The organism is Pseudomonas sp. RIT-PI-o, assembly GCF_001297215.1.
Lineage (GTDB): Bacteria > Pseudomonadota > Gammaproteobacteria > Pseudomonadales > Pseudomonadaceae > Aquipseudomonas > Aquipseudomonas moraviensis_A.
This window is the reverse complement of sequence record NZ_LHPA01000011.1, coordinates 340,267-352,775: the sequence shown is the minus strand read 5'-3', so window position 1 is coordinate 352,775 and position 12,509 is coordinate 340,267. Positions and strand designations below refer to the sequence as shown.

Sequence of the window (12,509 nt, the reverse complement as noted above, 5' to 3'; positions counted from 1 at the left end):
ACAGGACGATCAGGATGGACAAACTTTCAAACATGTCGGTGTACATCAAGGTGGTCGAGATGGGCAGTTTCACTGCCGTGGCCAACCATCTCGACTCCACCGTTGGTAACGTATCGCGTGCGGTTTCGGCGTTGGAAAACGTGCTCGACACCCGCCTGTTGCAGCGCTCCACACGGCGTCTCTCGGTGACCGACGCGGGCCGGCGGTTTTATGAGCGCTGCGTGAAGATTCTCGCTGACCTGGAAAGCGCCGAAGCCGAGGCGAGCAATGCCGCCTTGCAGCCACGAGGGACGTTACGCGTGCACTGCGTGCCCGGACTGGCCCGGCAACTGGTGACCGGCGCGGTGCTGGAATATCGCCAGGCCTTCCCAGAAGTGACCGTCGACCTGATGCTCTCCCAGCGCATGCCCAATCTGCTCGAGGATCAGTTGGATGTGTCGATCCTGATCGCGCGCACGCTACCGGATTCGGCGTATGTCAGCCAAAAGATCGGCGTCAGTCACTGCGTACTGGTGGCCTCCCCGGAATACCTGGCGCGGCACGGCGCACCCGAGACGCCGGAACAGCTTTGCGATCATCAATGCCTGCTGCTCGGTACCGTGGATTACGTACGCGATGAATGGCAGCTCAAAAGCAAGGCGGGCGACGCGACGTTCATCCCGACCGGGCCGAGTTTCAGCGTGAATGATATGGATGCAATGGCCGTGGCCATTCGCGAAGGGGCGGGGATTGGTCTGTTGGCAGGCTTCACGGCGATCGACGATTTGCGTGCCGGCAGGCTGGTGCGGGTACTGCCTGATTACCACACCTATGAGCGCAATGTTTATGCCGTCTACACGTCTCGCCAGTTTGTCGATGCGAAGATCACGCGATTCATCGATACGTTGAAAACCCGGGTTGGCGCGCAGCTGGCGAGCACTGCTGAGGAACTTGTCGATTGAAGCGGTAAAAGCATTTGCGTCTCAGCGAAGCCACTCTGAGACGCAATGGGGTGCGAGGTATTGGCTTGATCAGCCGTTGCTGCAGCCGCTGCCCATGACCTCGTATTGCAGGATGTGCTGCTTGCCTTGGGAATCCTGATAGGTCATGTGCACCGGCACTACGGCGCAGACATCCGGCACGGGATCTTCCGAGATGATTTTGGCGACGTCGAGGTGAGTGGCGTAGGTGTATTGCTCGACGGGAGGCGTGGTAGTCGATTCCTGAGCCATGACCACCGAGCTGAAGCCGAAGAGTGCGAGGACGAGCATTGAGACTTTCATGGAGGATGTTCCTTTGCTGAAGTTGAGTGTGCTGCTGGAACAAACTCTATGCGGCGGCTGGCGGGGGAAACAGGCGCGGATCGGGTAAAGACTGTTTACGGTTTGAGCCACAATCGGCATGGGGTGAACGATCGCGCAGGGTCCAGCGCAAACAAAAAAAGGCGCCGGTGAGGGCGCCTTTTGTTTGTCTCGGTTTTTTACGGCTCGCCAGGCAATTGGCAGCTACGAAAGCGCCGGGCTGATCTCGGCGGATTTCACTGAGTAGCTTGCCACTCGCGCCGAAATCCACTCCCGACTGTAAGCCAGCACATTCTCAGCAGTGGCCGTGGGAAAGTGAATAAACCCATGCGGACACTCCGGCAGCACATGCATTTCCACCGGCGCCGCGTGTCGCCAGCGCTCGGCGATGAGCCGCGTGTCATCCAGCAGCGGATCGAGCTCACCGGCAAACAGCAATGCTGGCGGCAGTCCGCTGAAATCGCCATACAGCGGCGACAGCGGTGGCTGGCGTCGTTGTTCGTCGCTGATATCCGGCGTAAGCAGGCGTAACGCTTCGACCATCCCGGGGCCGTCGAGCACCAGAGTATCGGCGGGTGCGGTGCGCACGCTGGGCGTGCCGGTCAGGTCGTAGACGCCGTAATACAGCAGCGCGCCGCAGATCCGTTGCAGCAGTTGCGGCGAAGATTCAAGGGCGAGCAGGGTGGCCGCCGCCAGATGCCCACCGGCCGATTCGCCGACGACTACTACGGGCAATCCGGCAAATTCAGCATTGTTCAAGATGCCGCGAGTGGCGCGCAGACAGTCTTCCAGCAAACCCTCGATTGGCGTCGACACCGCCAGCCGATAATCCCCCGACACCACCGCCACGTCGCAGGTGTTGACGATGGCGATGTTGAAGTGGTCGTTCATCTGCGCATTGCCGATCACCCAGCCGCCGCCGTGGAAATCCAGTACCACGCCTCTGGCTTTGCCCTTGGGGCGAATGATGCGCACGGGCACCGTATCGATGATCTTCCGCTCGGCGGTCAGCCCATGTTGGCGCAGCTTGCCAGCGCCGCCGATCTGACCCGCCCGCAGCAACGCCTGAATCAGCCGTGGGGTGACTCGATTGCGCACCTTGAAGCGCGGCAGCCAGGCGAGCTTTTTGTTGAACGCGCGCACCTGCGCCAGCTCGCGCTCGCCTTGCGGCCAGGGAAAATCGCTCACAGGCGATTTTTCATCAGGATCGAGCAGTTCAGCGCCAGTGCAACGCACAGCCACGCCAGGTATGGGAACAGAATCAGCCCGGTGACCACGTCCAGTTGCAGCGCGAGCACGACCATAACCGCGACGACCACCCACAGCACCGCCAGAATCACCAGCGCCGCCAGCACCTGATGCGCGCCGAAGAACACCGGCGTCCACAGCGTATTCAGAGCGATTTGCGCGGCCCACAAGGCCAGCACTGTTTGGCTGCCGGGGATCAGGCTCAGGCGATAACCGGCCCAGGCCAGCAGCAGGTAAATGATTGTCCAGGCCACGGGAAACGCCCAGTTGGGCGGGGTGAAAGAGGGTTTGGTCAGCGATTCATACCACGGGCCCGGTTTGAACATCACGCCAGTGGTTGCCGCCGCCGCGCAGGCCAAGAGGAAGATGAAAAAGGTCATTGCCAGTCCTTAGCTGTGATCAGCTGTTATGGAGAGTTAAGAAGAGGACGCTTCGCTGCGCAAAAAGTTTGTTTGCAAACGCAAAATGGCAGTCAGGCTGAACTAAAAGCTGACCGTCGCGTCAGGATAAACAGTGCCTTTTCCCACCGACGCGGACGACAACATGTACACCTATCACATCGAATACCGTTTCAACGGCGAGCCTCGTACTTATCTGCTCGAACTCAAGGACGCGCAACTGGCCGAGCACGACGCGGCGATGCATCTGCTGCAACTACATCTGGGCGATGCCGAAAACAGCCTGGTCATGCCCACGGCGGATTCGACGCCAGAGCAGATTCTCGAGCAGGCCGAGCGGGTAGGGATTACGGATATTCGAGTGGTCAGCCGGGCTAATTGACCTTCAACTGCGGCGCAGGCGGCGGCAGGACCTGACCTGGATTCACGCCATGCGCCGCAGTGCAAGCGCCATCCCCGCGCCCACGAGACCCATGCAAGCGATCAGCACCGGGAAAGACATCCACCATGGAACGCCGGACGTCATCATGCTGAACTCCGACATGCCGCCGATGCCGGCAATCAGGTTCAACGGAAGGAACACCACGTTGATCAGCGTCAGCTTGCGCAGCGCCCGGTTCATGCTGTTGTTGGCGAGATTGCCATGGGACTCGATCAGGTTGGCGAACACCTTGGCGTGAATTCTGGCCTGCTGGAAGCTTTGTTCGTTTTCCACGATCAGGTCGTTCAGCGATTCCAGTTGACCGTCACTGAAGCCTTGGCGCTGGCCGTGGTTGCGCAGCAAAGTCAGCACCGCGCCGTTACTTTGAATCGCGTTCACGTAGTACACGAGGCTTTCGCTCAGGTTGTACATCTGCGCCAGTTGCTGATTGTCCATCGCACGGGTGAATTGATGCTGAATCTCCCGGGCGATCTGTTTGACCACGCGCAGATGCCCGAGGTAGTGATGAACGCTTTCAGCGAGCAACGCCATCAGCACATCCAGTGGCCCGGTCATTTGCGCATCTTGCTCAAGGCTGGAGAGCAGCGAGTTGCTCGCACAAATAACCACCAGGCGCTTTTCGCTCAGCACCACTCCGAATGACGAGACGTTGAATGCTCGCCCGTCGAAGCTTTCCGGGCGCTTCCAGATCAGGAACAGGTGATCCGGTTTGATTTCGATTCGGGCCACCTCGTCCGGATCCAGTGACGACTCCAGCACTTGAGCGCCAATGCCCAGACTTGTTTGCAACGTCGATTGCTCGACGGCGTTCGGGGCGACGGCCAGCCAGACAGTCGCCTCGTCTTCGGTGCCCTGGCGCAGTGCGCCGCAATCAATGCAATAGCGTTCAATCATCGCTCACCACGCCTGGCCACGGTGTTTGAGCTCGAGCCTTTGCGTGAACGCTTGCAGCACACGCCGGTACAGTTCGTCGCCCAGCACCGCGTCTTCGATGCCGGCGTCGAGGTTGGGGTTGTCGTTCACCTCGATTACCAGAACCCGATCGCCCGCCTGCTTGAGGTCGACGCCGTAGAGGCCATCGCCGATCAGCCCTGCCGTCTGTACCGCGAGTTGCACGACGTCGGGCGGTGCTTGCTCGACGGGCACCGCCTCGCACATGCCGTTGATCTCGCCGGGCAGGGCCTTGTGGTTGTAAATCTGCCAATGCCCCTTGGACATGAAGTACCTGCAGGCATACAGCGCCTCGCCATTGAGCACCCCGACGCGCCAATCGTATTCGGTGTAGCAGTACTCCTGCGCCAGCAGCAGAACCGAGTGCTCGAATAATTCCTGCGCAGCCGTGGCCAGCGCTTGCGCATCGGTGACCTTGATAACCCCCCGTGAAAAACAGCCATCGGGGATTTTCAGTACCAAGGGAAAACCCAAGCGACGCCCGACATTTTCAAGTTCCTGCGGACGATCCTTGTAGAGGATTTCCGTTACGGGCATGCCCAGACCTCGGCGCTTCAACAGGTCGGCCAGATAAACCTTGTTGGTGCAGCGCAGGATGGACGACGGATCGTCAATCACCACAAGGCCTTCGCTTTCCGCCTTCTTGGCAAACCGATAGGTGTGATCATCCACTCGCGTGGTTTCGCGGATGAACAGCGCATCGAATTCGGCGAGCCGCGCATAGTCCTTTTTCTCGATCAGCTCGACATCGATGCCCAGCTGTTCGCCCGCTGCGATGAAACGCTGCAATGCCTCGGGGTTCGAGGGCGGTAGGGCTTCGTCAGGATCATGCAGGATGGCGAGGTCGTATCGGGCCACACGTTTGGAGGCTGGCTGACGCCACGTCCTGCGATTGAAAGCATCCAGTGCATCAGCGAAAACGTGCTGCTGTTCGTCGCGAAGCCTGTGCAGCGCCCCGGCTTTGATGCCCGCAATCTGCCAGGTCTCACCACGGCGAAACTCCACCAGCAGGATAGGGCAGGGGAACGCCTCGAACAGCTGACGGCCGATCTCTTGCAACGGCTCGATCGAGGCCTTGCCGAAGTACAGCGACAGCGTGAAAGCCTCGGTTTCGCCGTATGGATGGTTGGCCAGCGCCCGCTCCAGGGTGCGTTCCAGATCGTTCAGCCCGACCCCGTAAAGCGCTTTGCGCGCCAGCTCGCTGACGGTGCGAACCGAGGGGAACACCTTGTGCCCGCGCGCCTCGGCCAGCAGTGAGCAGTAATAGCCCTGACCGAGGTATTTGTAGTTGCGGCAGAGGTTGATGACTTGGGTGCGATGAGGAAAATCGTCGCTGTGTTCAAGGTAGTCCTGAGCGAGCATCAGGCTCTCGCTGGGCAAGTAATCAGCCCAGTCATCCTTGCGTTCGACCAGTATGAGCAATCGACTCCCCGAGGGCTTGATACTGGGAGGTTCCTCGCTGAGGGAGATTGTCGAATGCTCGGTTTTGTCTAATACTTCGTTCACGTTGGCTTGCACCGCTGACATGAGTAATGAATCCCTGTTGAAGAAGACGCCGCTTCAATAAATCACGGGCCACTGGGCCTGTCCCGGTTCGTTACTCAAACTTTACGGTGCGGTCATGTCTTTTGATTTTCGCTTTGCGTCGATGGACGATATCGACGATCTGCTCGAACTGGAGCGGGCGTGTTTTGCCCTCGACAGATTGAATCAGCGCAACTTCAGCTGGATGCTCAGTCGAGCCAATGCGGCGCTGATTGTCGCTACATCGGACGCAAGACTTGCCGGTTATGCCTTGGTGCTTTTTCACCGCGGCACTTCGCTGGGGCGCTTGTATTCCATCGCCGTCAGCCCTGTGTGGCGCGGACATGCGCTTGGCCAGCGTTTGCTGGAGGAAGCCCAGGCCTGCGCATTGGCGCGCAATTGCGCATGGCTGCGCCTGGAGGTGCGCGCGGACAACAGCGCTGCCATCCGCCTCTACGAAGCCAACGGCTATCAGCGCTTTGCCAGCGTCGAGGACTATTACGAAGACCACTGCGAGGCGTTGCGCTACGAGAAGCGCATCTTGTGCGAAGCGCCCGCACCCGCCCGCCAAGTGCCGTACTACCAGCAGACCACCGAATTCACCTGCGGCGCGGCGTGCCTGCTGATGGCGATGTCCGCCATCGATCCGACCCGTGCCATGACCCGAGCGGAGGAAATCCAGCTATGGCGCGAGGCAACCACCATTTTCATGACCGCGGGCCACGGTGGCTGCAGCCCTCAGGGCCTCGCATTGGCCGCCTGGCGGCGCGGTTTCGATGTGCGCCTGGAGGTCAGTCACCAGGGCTCGCTTTTTCTTCACGGCGTACGCAGCACAGAGAAAAAGTCGATCATGCAGCTGGTCGAGGATGGTTTTGCCCAAGATCTGGCTGCCACGCAAGTGCAGCAGGTGCTGGCGTCCAGTCTGGATGTCGGTGCGGCGTTGGCGGCCGGCTACAAACCGGTGGTGCTGATCAGCAGCTACCGATTCACCCGCTTGAAAGCGCCGCATTGGGTGATCATCACCGCGTGTGACCAGGACTTCGTCTATTTGCATGATCCGGATGTCGATCACAGCAAACTCAAGCGCGGCCTGGACTGCCAGCACTTGCCGGTCAGCCACGAAGAATTTCTGCGCATGACGGTATTTGGCGTACAGCGGGTTCGCGCAGCTGTGATGCTACGCTCCCGTTGAGGCGCGGCGGCTAAGCGCCGAGCCCTTCATCGCCGATACAGTAGCGATCCCTGCCTTTTTGCTTCGCTGCATAAAGCAGCTTGTCAGCCGACTCGATAAGAGTGGCGGGGGTCACTTCATGTTCGGCCGGTTTGCCAACCGCAATACCTGCACTGGCAGTGACGTGACCCTGCGGATGGGCTCTGTGCTCCAGCCGCAAGGAGCGAATAGCCTCAAGTATTTCCTGGGCCACAAGCGCGGCCCCGCGAATATCCGTGTTGGGCAGCAACACGGAGAATTCCTCGCCGCCATAACGCACGGCCAGATCACCGGGCCGTTTTACCGCTTGCGCAATCGCTTGGCCGACAGCGCTGAGGCAATCGTCACCCGCCGCATGGCCGTAGGTGTCGTTGTAGAGTTTGAAGTGATCAACATCGAGCATGATCAATGAAATGGACGACCCCTGACGTCTGGCCAGGCGAATCTCGTCGGCCAGCGCGGTGTCCAGGCGGCGGCGGTTGGCCAGCCCGGTCAGGCTGTCGGTCAACGCCATGTCCTTCATGGCCTGGTGGGCCTTGCGCAGGTCCTTTTCCATCACCATGCGTTGGCGCAATTGCTTCAAGACAATCAGCCCGAAGACCGTGAACGCCGTGATTACCGACATCAACACGAATCCGGTTTTGATCAGGTCCCAGCGCCACGGCGCAATGATCGATTCGCGGGAAAGTCCGGTTTCAACCACCAACGGGTACGTGGTCAAGGCGCGGTAACCGTACAAACGCTGGGTGCCGTCGACGATGGCTCGGACCTCGGCGATACCTTGATTGGAATAGGGCAGGTAGTTCTTGAAAACCTCACTGTCGGCCAAGCTCTGACCGATCACCGAGGCGATGAAGGGGCGGCGTACGAGGATCGTGCCGTTGCGTAGAGCCAAGACCAGCGCACCTTTGTCGTCGATCTTGAAATCTCCGTAATAGTCGACGAAGTAACTGACCTTGATCGTCCCCAGCAGCACGCCGGCGAAGGAGCCGTCCGGGTTATTCAAGCGACGCGAAATCGGGATGATCAGGTCATCGGTGGATTTGCTTTTGACGACATCGCCGATGCGCACGTTTCGATCGGTGTGGGTGCGGTGGTACTGGAAGTAATCGCGGTCGGCGTTGTTCGCCGGGTCCGGGATGATTTCCTTGTCGGTGACGATCCAGTGCCCGTCCGGGCCGTAAATGAACAGGCCGTGCAGTTGCGGCATCAGCTTGGCCTGCTGGACCAGTAACTTGTGGATGCGTGGCACATCGATGTTCTGCAAACCATCGCCTTCGACGCGCTCGCCCAGCGCGGCGGTCAATACGTCGACCTGGCGAATGGCGTCCTCGGCATGCTGTGCTGTCGCCCGAGCGAGGTTGGTGACCGAATCCCGGGCGGACGAAAACGCGGAGTGGTAGTCACGCCACGTCCGCCATCCTTCCACTCCCAGAAACGCCAGAATTACCGTCAGCATGAAGATCACGGTCAGGCGGAAAGCGGCTATCTCGCTGGCAGCTTTGATGGGAGCGGTTTCTGCGGCGTCATGCCCTTTGCTGTCGGGCAGTTTACGACCGAGCATTTGAAGGTCCTTATGCTTGTCATCTCTCATCTCCTGAAAGATGACCATCCGTTTCCACTGGGGATTCAATTTATTGCCTTGGGCAAGCGGCGGCCATTGGATCGTTCAAAGCGGTGCCGGGTCAACATCTGTAATTGAAACGCGCTTTAGGGTGAGACTTGTGAGTGAAATCATCACGGCCGGTGACTTGAACATCGATCTGCACACCGCCAGCGAAACCGGGCTGTTCAAATGGCTGCTTGCCAGTTTTCTGATGGGCAAAAGGATTCAGGGCGCCATCGCCGCCAAGGCGTACCAAGTCATAGTAGAGCAGCATCAGAAAGACACGCCGCAAAAACTCGCGCAGTGTACGCATCGGCAACTGGTGTCGATGCTGGGGCAGGCGCGTTACGTGCGCTACGACGAGAGCACGGCGGCGCGCTTACTCGCGTTGGCCAACAAGCTCAACAGCGAGTATGCCGGCAAGGTCAGTAACATCGTGGCAGCGAGTGCGGATCGTAAGGCGCTGGAGAAGCGCCTGTCCGAGTTCGAGGGGATAGGGCCGAAGACTGTCGAAATCTTCATGAGGGAAGCGGCTGCGGTGCTGTTTTGAGCTTGCGGTTTGCCGATGCACAAGGCAGCTACCAACCGCTCACATCGCAACAAACCTTCCCGCCAGTTCGCTCATCATGATCAGCGTTCCGCCGGCAAATATTGCACAACCCAGCAGAAACTGGACTCCAGGAGCGAAGGTCAGGCCAGAGGTGAAGCTCGGATTTTTATGCGTTCTCATGTCGCGCTCCTGTCACCGATGAAAACGTTCGGCCATGTCCACTGAGCGGCTTCGCTGCGCGGATGCGCGTTTGGCAACCATGGGCATCATGGCTGGGGTGTCATCGAGTGGTGGCTGCTCGTCCGATGGCTGGACGGTAGTCTCGTCGGCGAAATTATTCGGGAGCAGGGTGCCCAGACCGAATACATTCACCGCCATGCTGACTTTCAGCCCGCGACAGGCCTGTCGGCAGTCCAGTTCGAAACCCGCGGAGGCCTGCTCCATCAAGCGTTGAAAATGTTCAGAGGTCAGTGCCAGGACTTTGCTGCTTTTCATGTTGTTCTCCTTGAGCAAGTGGCGACCCCGGGACGGGGCCGCCGGGACTGGGTTCAGACATCTCTGCCTTGCACATAACCGGAACCCAGATCAGCACCGGTCACCGGTTCGCTGAGTGGGTCAGAGGCTGTGCGGGTCTTCATCGCTTCCAGCACTTGTTCGTCTTCAGCAGGAAGGTTGACGGCCGCCAGACCATCGCCGCCGTCGACCGCCGGCTCTGGGTTTTCCACGTACTCCCACGCACCGCCCTCGTTCCACGGGCCACGAACGTTGGGTTCGCCAGACATGTTGAAGTACTTGTTGGTGAACTCCGGCATGCCCGGCAGTTTGCCCTGGGGGAAGTTTGGCTGGATCGAATGCAGGGCTTTTTCGAACGACTGTTGATGGGCAATTTCCCGCGTCATCAAAAAGCCAAGCGCCTCTTTCACGCCAGGGTCATCGGTGATGTTGATCAAGCGTTCGTAGAGAATTTTCGCCCGCGCTTCAGCTGCGATATTGGAACGGAAATCGGCGGTCGGCTCGGTGATCGAATCCACATACGCCGCTGTCCACGGCACACCGGCCGAATTGACCAGAGGCGCGCCTGCGCCATAGAGCAGGCTGGTGATGTGCGAGTCATTGCCGGCGCCATTCAGCGCGCGATACAGCTCGCCTTCTTCCTGAACACCCTCGGCAAGTTGGCCTTTGGCACCTTTGTTGAGCATTACGATGATCGAACCGACCACCTCCAGGTGGCTCAACTCCTCGGTGGCAATGTCCAGCAGAAGATCTTTTCGCCCCGGATCTTCCTCGGCCAAGGCTTGAGTGAAGTAGCGCGCTGCCGCGGCCAATTCGCCATTGGCGCCCCCGAATTGTTCCAAAAGCAGATTGGCCAGACCCGGATTTGGCTCGGCCACTCGAACGGTGTACTGAAGTCGCTTGTTATGTATGAACATTCAAATTTTCCTCAGACCAGGCTATCGCGCAGTCACCCTTGTGGGTGTGAGCGCATGCATAGTTGTGAGGAGCGGGTGGGGCGGAAATTTCGTTTATTGCGAGGTGGCAGGACGGACGGCAGAGGGCGGAAAGTTCCGGAAACAGGACGGTTGGTTCAGGGTCAGGGTTCACCCGTGACATCTAGAATCAAAAGCCCCTCACCCCAGCCCTCTCCCGGAGGGAGAGGGAGCAGACCGGGTCGTTCTGTGGAAATAAGCAGACCCGATTTAAGCGTCAGGCGATCTTCAACGCTCTCAGCACCACCAGCGTTTGCTCGGCAAACACCTGCGCCTGTGCGGTCAGTGCGGCGATATTGGCTTCGGGCGTGAGCAGCGGCTGGCCGTTGTCGACCAGCACTTCACCTTGTTCGCTGATCACGCCCCATGCCAGTTGTGCCCATTCGGCCGGTTGCTGTTTGCCTTGTTTGATCGAGATCAGGAACAACTGCTGAAAGCGGCTGACCGTCACGCCGCCGCCGGTGACGGGACTGGCCAGGGTCTGGATGTTGGCGCCGTACAGCGAGCGTTTGCATAGTTGCAGATTGAGTGCGGCGCAGCGTCCGCTGACCTGCGACTCGGCAGCTTCGCTCTGGCACGGCGCCACAGCGCCCATGCCGATCAGCACCGCGAGGGCTTGTTCGAGGTCGTCGTAAGCCAGCGCAGCCTCGGACAGCAGCTGACGCATCGATTTGGCGGCATAGTCCTGCGCCGCCAGCGCATCGAGTACCGGGCCGTAAATCTCCGGTTGCAGGGTCGCTTCGCCGGCAGGACCGGTGACCGAGCCTGCCACGGTGTCCCAGGGTTGCAGCAGCACAAAACGCGTGTGGAGCATTCGCGCGCGGCGTTCGGCAGCGGACAGGCGGGTCGCGCCACGCACGTACAGATCGCGGCGGAAGTGCTGGTTGACGAAATAGTCACGCGCTTGCTCACGCATGACCGGGTGTTCGATGGTTTCCAGAAAGTCCATGCCTTCGGCGCTCAGGTTGAGCGGGTCGACCGAATCCAGCGGCACGGCGGTGGTGGCGTAGTCGAGCTTGGCCGGGGCCAGCGCGTCGACCATGTCGGCGAAGTACATGCAATTCCAGTCGCGGTTGAAGTATTCGTGGGCGACGTAATGACGATCCTGGCCTTTGATGCTCTGCAGCCGTGCGCCGAGACTCGGCGCCGCAGCAGCGTATTTCGGGTTGGCGGCGAGCAACGCTTCGGAAAATTGCAGCGCGGCGTCGATGCGCTGATCGGAGCGCGATGAGGCATTGGCAAAGCGGTCGTGCAGGCTGAACAGGTTGCGCAGGGGCGCCGACGGCGACCAGCCCGGAAAGCAGTTGTAGCTGACGTAGAGCATGCCGCCGGGTTTCAGGTGGCGGCGGGCGAATTCGACGATGAGTTTCTGGTTGTCGCGGCTGACCCAGGTCCAGATGCCGTGCAGGCTGATGCTGTCGAACTGTGGCAGGTCATTGCGCGCCAGCAGCTGTTCGAAACTGTCGTCATACAGACGGGCGCCGTTGTTGGCGGCAGTCGCGAGGTCGATGGCATGGGCCGCCATGCCCGGGTGAAAATCCGTGCCGACAAACGAGCCCGGGTTGGCCGTGGCATGGATGTTGATCGATACGCCCTGACCAAAGCCCAGTTCGCAGTGCACGCCGTCGTTGCTGTCCAGCGTGGCGAAACCGCGCAACAACAGGCAGTAACGCAGGAATACCGGATTGATCTCCCGGCTATAGCTGTAGGTGTAGCCTTCGTCGGTGAAATAACCTTCGTTCCAGGCGTTGCTCATGGGGGCGGTCTCTTGTTCTCGGAAGTGATGGCAGTCTTATAAGGGGTTGTCGCTGCG

The 12,509-nt window shown here is 59.7% G+C and carries 14 protein-coding genes; 4 read left to right on the top strand and 10 right to left on the bottom strand.

Going from position 1 to position 12,509, the window contains the following annotated elements; translation table 11 throughout:
* The first annotated feature begins 14 nt into the window (after positions 1-14).
* Complete coding sequence (locus AEQ63_RS04140) at positions 15-941, top strand: LysR family transcriptional regulator (RefSeq protein ID WP_064361881.1); 927 nt, start codon at positions 15-17, stop codon at positions 939-941.
* 69 nt (positions 942-1,010) lie between these two features.
* Here the strand turns inward: AEQ63_RS04140 and AEQ63_RS04135 are convergent, their stop codons facing one another.
* The 3 genes from AEQ63_RS04135 to tspO form a co-directional block, all read right to left on the bottom strand.
* On the bottom strand, positions 1,011-1,262 hold the full coding sequence (locus AEQ63_RS04135) for a DUF2790 domain-containing protein (RefSeq protein WP_064361880.1): 252 nt from the start codon (positions 1,260-1,262) through the stop codon (positions 1,011-1,013).
* Between the two features lie 222 nt (positions 1,263-1,484).
* Positions 1,485-2,468 carry an alpha/beta fold hydrolase gene (locus AEQ63_RS04130; protein WP_064361879.1) on the bottom strand — a complete coding sequence of 328 codons (984 nt, stop codon included), beginning with the start codon at positions 2,466-2,468 and terminating at the stop codon, positions 1,485-1,487.
* Complete coding sequence (gene tspO, locus AEQ63_RS04125) at positions 2,465-2,908, bottom strand: tryptophan-rich sensory protein TspO (protein WP_039758892.1); 444 nt, start codon at positions 2,906-2,908, stop codon at positions 2,465-2,467. Before tspO ends, AEQ63_RS04130 begins: the two co-directional genes overlap by 4 nt.
* A 133-nt stretch (positions 2,909-3,041) precedes the next feature.
* Here tspO and AEQ63_RS04120 point away from each other — a divergent pair, with 133 nt between their 5' ends.
* Entirely contained in the window at positions 3,042-3,308 is a 267-nt protein-coding gene (locus AEQ63_RS04120) for a hypothetical protein (RefSeq protein WP_064361878.1), read from the top strand.
* Positions 3,309-3,350: 42 nt separating this feature from the next.
* Here the strand turns inward: AEQ63_RS04120 and AEQ63_RS04115 are convergent, their stop codons facing one another.
* Positions 3,351-4,262: a magnesium transporter CorA family protein gene (locus AEQ63_RS04115; protein WP_042610228.1), complete on the bottom strand. Its 912-nt coding sequence runs from the start codon at positions 4,260-4,262 to the stop codon at positions 3,351-3,353.
* A gap of 3 nt (positions 4,263-4,265) precedes the next feature.
* Positions 4,266-5,846: a RimK family protein gene (locus AEQ63_RS04110; RefSeq protein WP_042610229.1), complete on the bottom strand. Its 1,581-nt coding sequence runs from the start codon at positions 5,844-5,846 to the stop codon at positions 4,266-4,268.
* 94 nt (positions 5,847-5,940) lie between these two features.
* Between AEQ63_RS04110 and AEQ63_RS04105 the strand changes: the two genes are divergently transcribed.
* The gene (locus AEQ63_RS04105) at positions 5,941-7,035 is read left to right on the top strand and encodes a GNAT family N-acetyltransferase/peptidase C39 family protein (RefSeq protein ID WP_064361877.1); all 1,095 of its coding nucleotides are present in this window, start codon (positions 5,941-5,943) and stop codon (positions 7,033-7,035) included.
* Between the two features lie 10 nt (positions 7,036-7,045).
* Here AEQ63_RS04105 and AEQ63_RS04100 read toward each other — a convergent pair whose 3' ends face one another.
* Entirely contained in the window at positions 7,046-8,617 is a 1,572-nt protein-coding gene (locus tag AEQ63_RS04100) for a sensor domain-containing diguanylate cyclase (protein ID WP_082367711.1), read from the bottom strand.
* Between the two features lie 160 nt (positions 8,618-8,777).
* Here AEQ63_RS04100 and AEQ63_RS04095 point away from each other — a divergent pair, with 160 nt between their 5' ends.
* Positions 8,778-9,209, top strand: coding sequence for a DNA methylase (locus tag AEQ63_RS04095; protein WP_064361876.1), 432 nt, complete (start codon positions 8,778-8,780; stop codon positions 9,207-9,209).
* Between the two features lie 39 nt (positions 9,210-9,248).
* Here the strand turns inward: AEQ63_RS04095 and AEQ63_RS28580 are convergent, their stop codons facing one another.
* The 4 genes from AEQ63_RS28580 to AEQ63_RS04080 form a co-directional block, all read right to left on the bottom strand.
* Positions 9,249-9,389, bottom strand: a complete 141-nt coding sequence (locus AEQ63_RS28580) for a hypothetical protein (protein ID WP_161806062.1) — start codon at positions 9,387-9,389, stop codon at positions 9,249-9,251.
* 12 nt (positions 9,390-9,401) lie between these two features.
* The gene (locus AEQ63_RS04090; RefSeq protein ID WP_064361875.1) at positions 9,402-9,704 is read right to left on the bottom strand and encodes a hypothetical protein; all 303 of its coding nucleotides are present in this window, start codon (positions 9,702-9,704) and stop codon (positions 9,402-9,404) included.
* A 53-nt stretch (positions 9,705-9,757) separates the two neighbouring features.
* Positions 9,758-10,639, bottom strand: a complete 882-nt coding sequence (locus AEQ63_RS04085; protein WP_064361874.1) for a manganese catalase family protein — start codon at positions 10,637-10,639, stop codon at positions 9,758-9,760.
* Positions 10,640-10,913: 274 nt separating this feature from the next.
* Complete coding sequence (locus AEQ63_RS04080; protein ID WP_064361873.1) at positions 10,914-12,452, bottom strand: class I SAM-dependent methyltransferase; 1,539 nt, start codon at positions 12,450-12,452, stop codon at positions 10,914-10,916.
* Positions 12,453-12,509: the final 57 nt, after the last annotated feature.

What these genes read in the sequence shown, in the direction of transcription:
- AEQ63_RS04140 (WP_064361881.1), top strand. Translation starts at nt 15, where the DNA reads ATGGACAAACTTTCAAACATGTCGGTGTACATCAAGGTGGTCGAGATG.
- AEQ63_RS04135 (WP_064361880.1), bottom strand. Translation starts at nt 1,262, where the DNA reads ATGAAAGTCTCAATGCTCGTCCTCGCACTCTTCGGCTTCAGCTCGGTG.
- tspO (WP_039758892.1), bottom strand. Translation starts at nt 2,908, where the DNA reads ATGACCTTTTTCATCTTCCTCTTGGCCTGCGCGGCGGCGGCAACCACT.
- AEQ63_RS04115 (WP_042610228.1), bottom strand. Translation starts at nt 4,262, where the DNA reads ATGATTGAACGCTATTGCATTGATTGCGGCGCACTGCGCCAGGGCACC.
- AEQ63_RS04110 (WP_042610229.1), bottom strand. Translation starts at nt 5,846, where the DNA reads ATGTCAGCGGTGCAAGCCAACGTGAACGAAGTATTAGACAAAACCGAG.
- AEQ63_RS04105 (WP_064361877.1), top strand. Translation starts at nt 5,941, where the DNA reads ATGTCTTTTGATTTTCGCTTTGCGTCGATGGACGATATCGACGATCTG.
- AEQ63_RS04100 (WP_082367711.1), bottom strand. Translation starts at nt 8,617, where the DNA reads ATGCTCGGTCGTAAACTGCCCGACAGCAAAGGGCATGACGCCGCAGAA.
- AEQ63_RS28580 (WP_161806062.1), bottom strand. Translation starts at nt 9,389, where the DNA reads ATGAGAACGCATAAAAATCCGAGCTTCACCTCTGGCCTGACCTTCGCT.
- AEQ63_RS04090 (WP_064361875.1), bottom strand. Translation starts at nt 9,704, where the DNA reads ATGAAAAGCAGCAAAGTCCTGGCACTGACCTCTGAACATTTTCAACGC.
- AEQ63_RS04085 (WP_064361874.1), bottom strand. Translation starts at nt 10,639, where the DNA reads ATGTTCATACATAACAAGCGACTTCAGTACACCGTTCGAGTGGCCGAG.
- AEQ63_RS04080 (WP_064361873.1), bottom strand. Translation starts at nt 12,452, where the DNA reads ATGAGCAACGCCTGGAACGAAGGTTATTTCACCGACGAAGGCTACACC.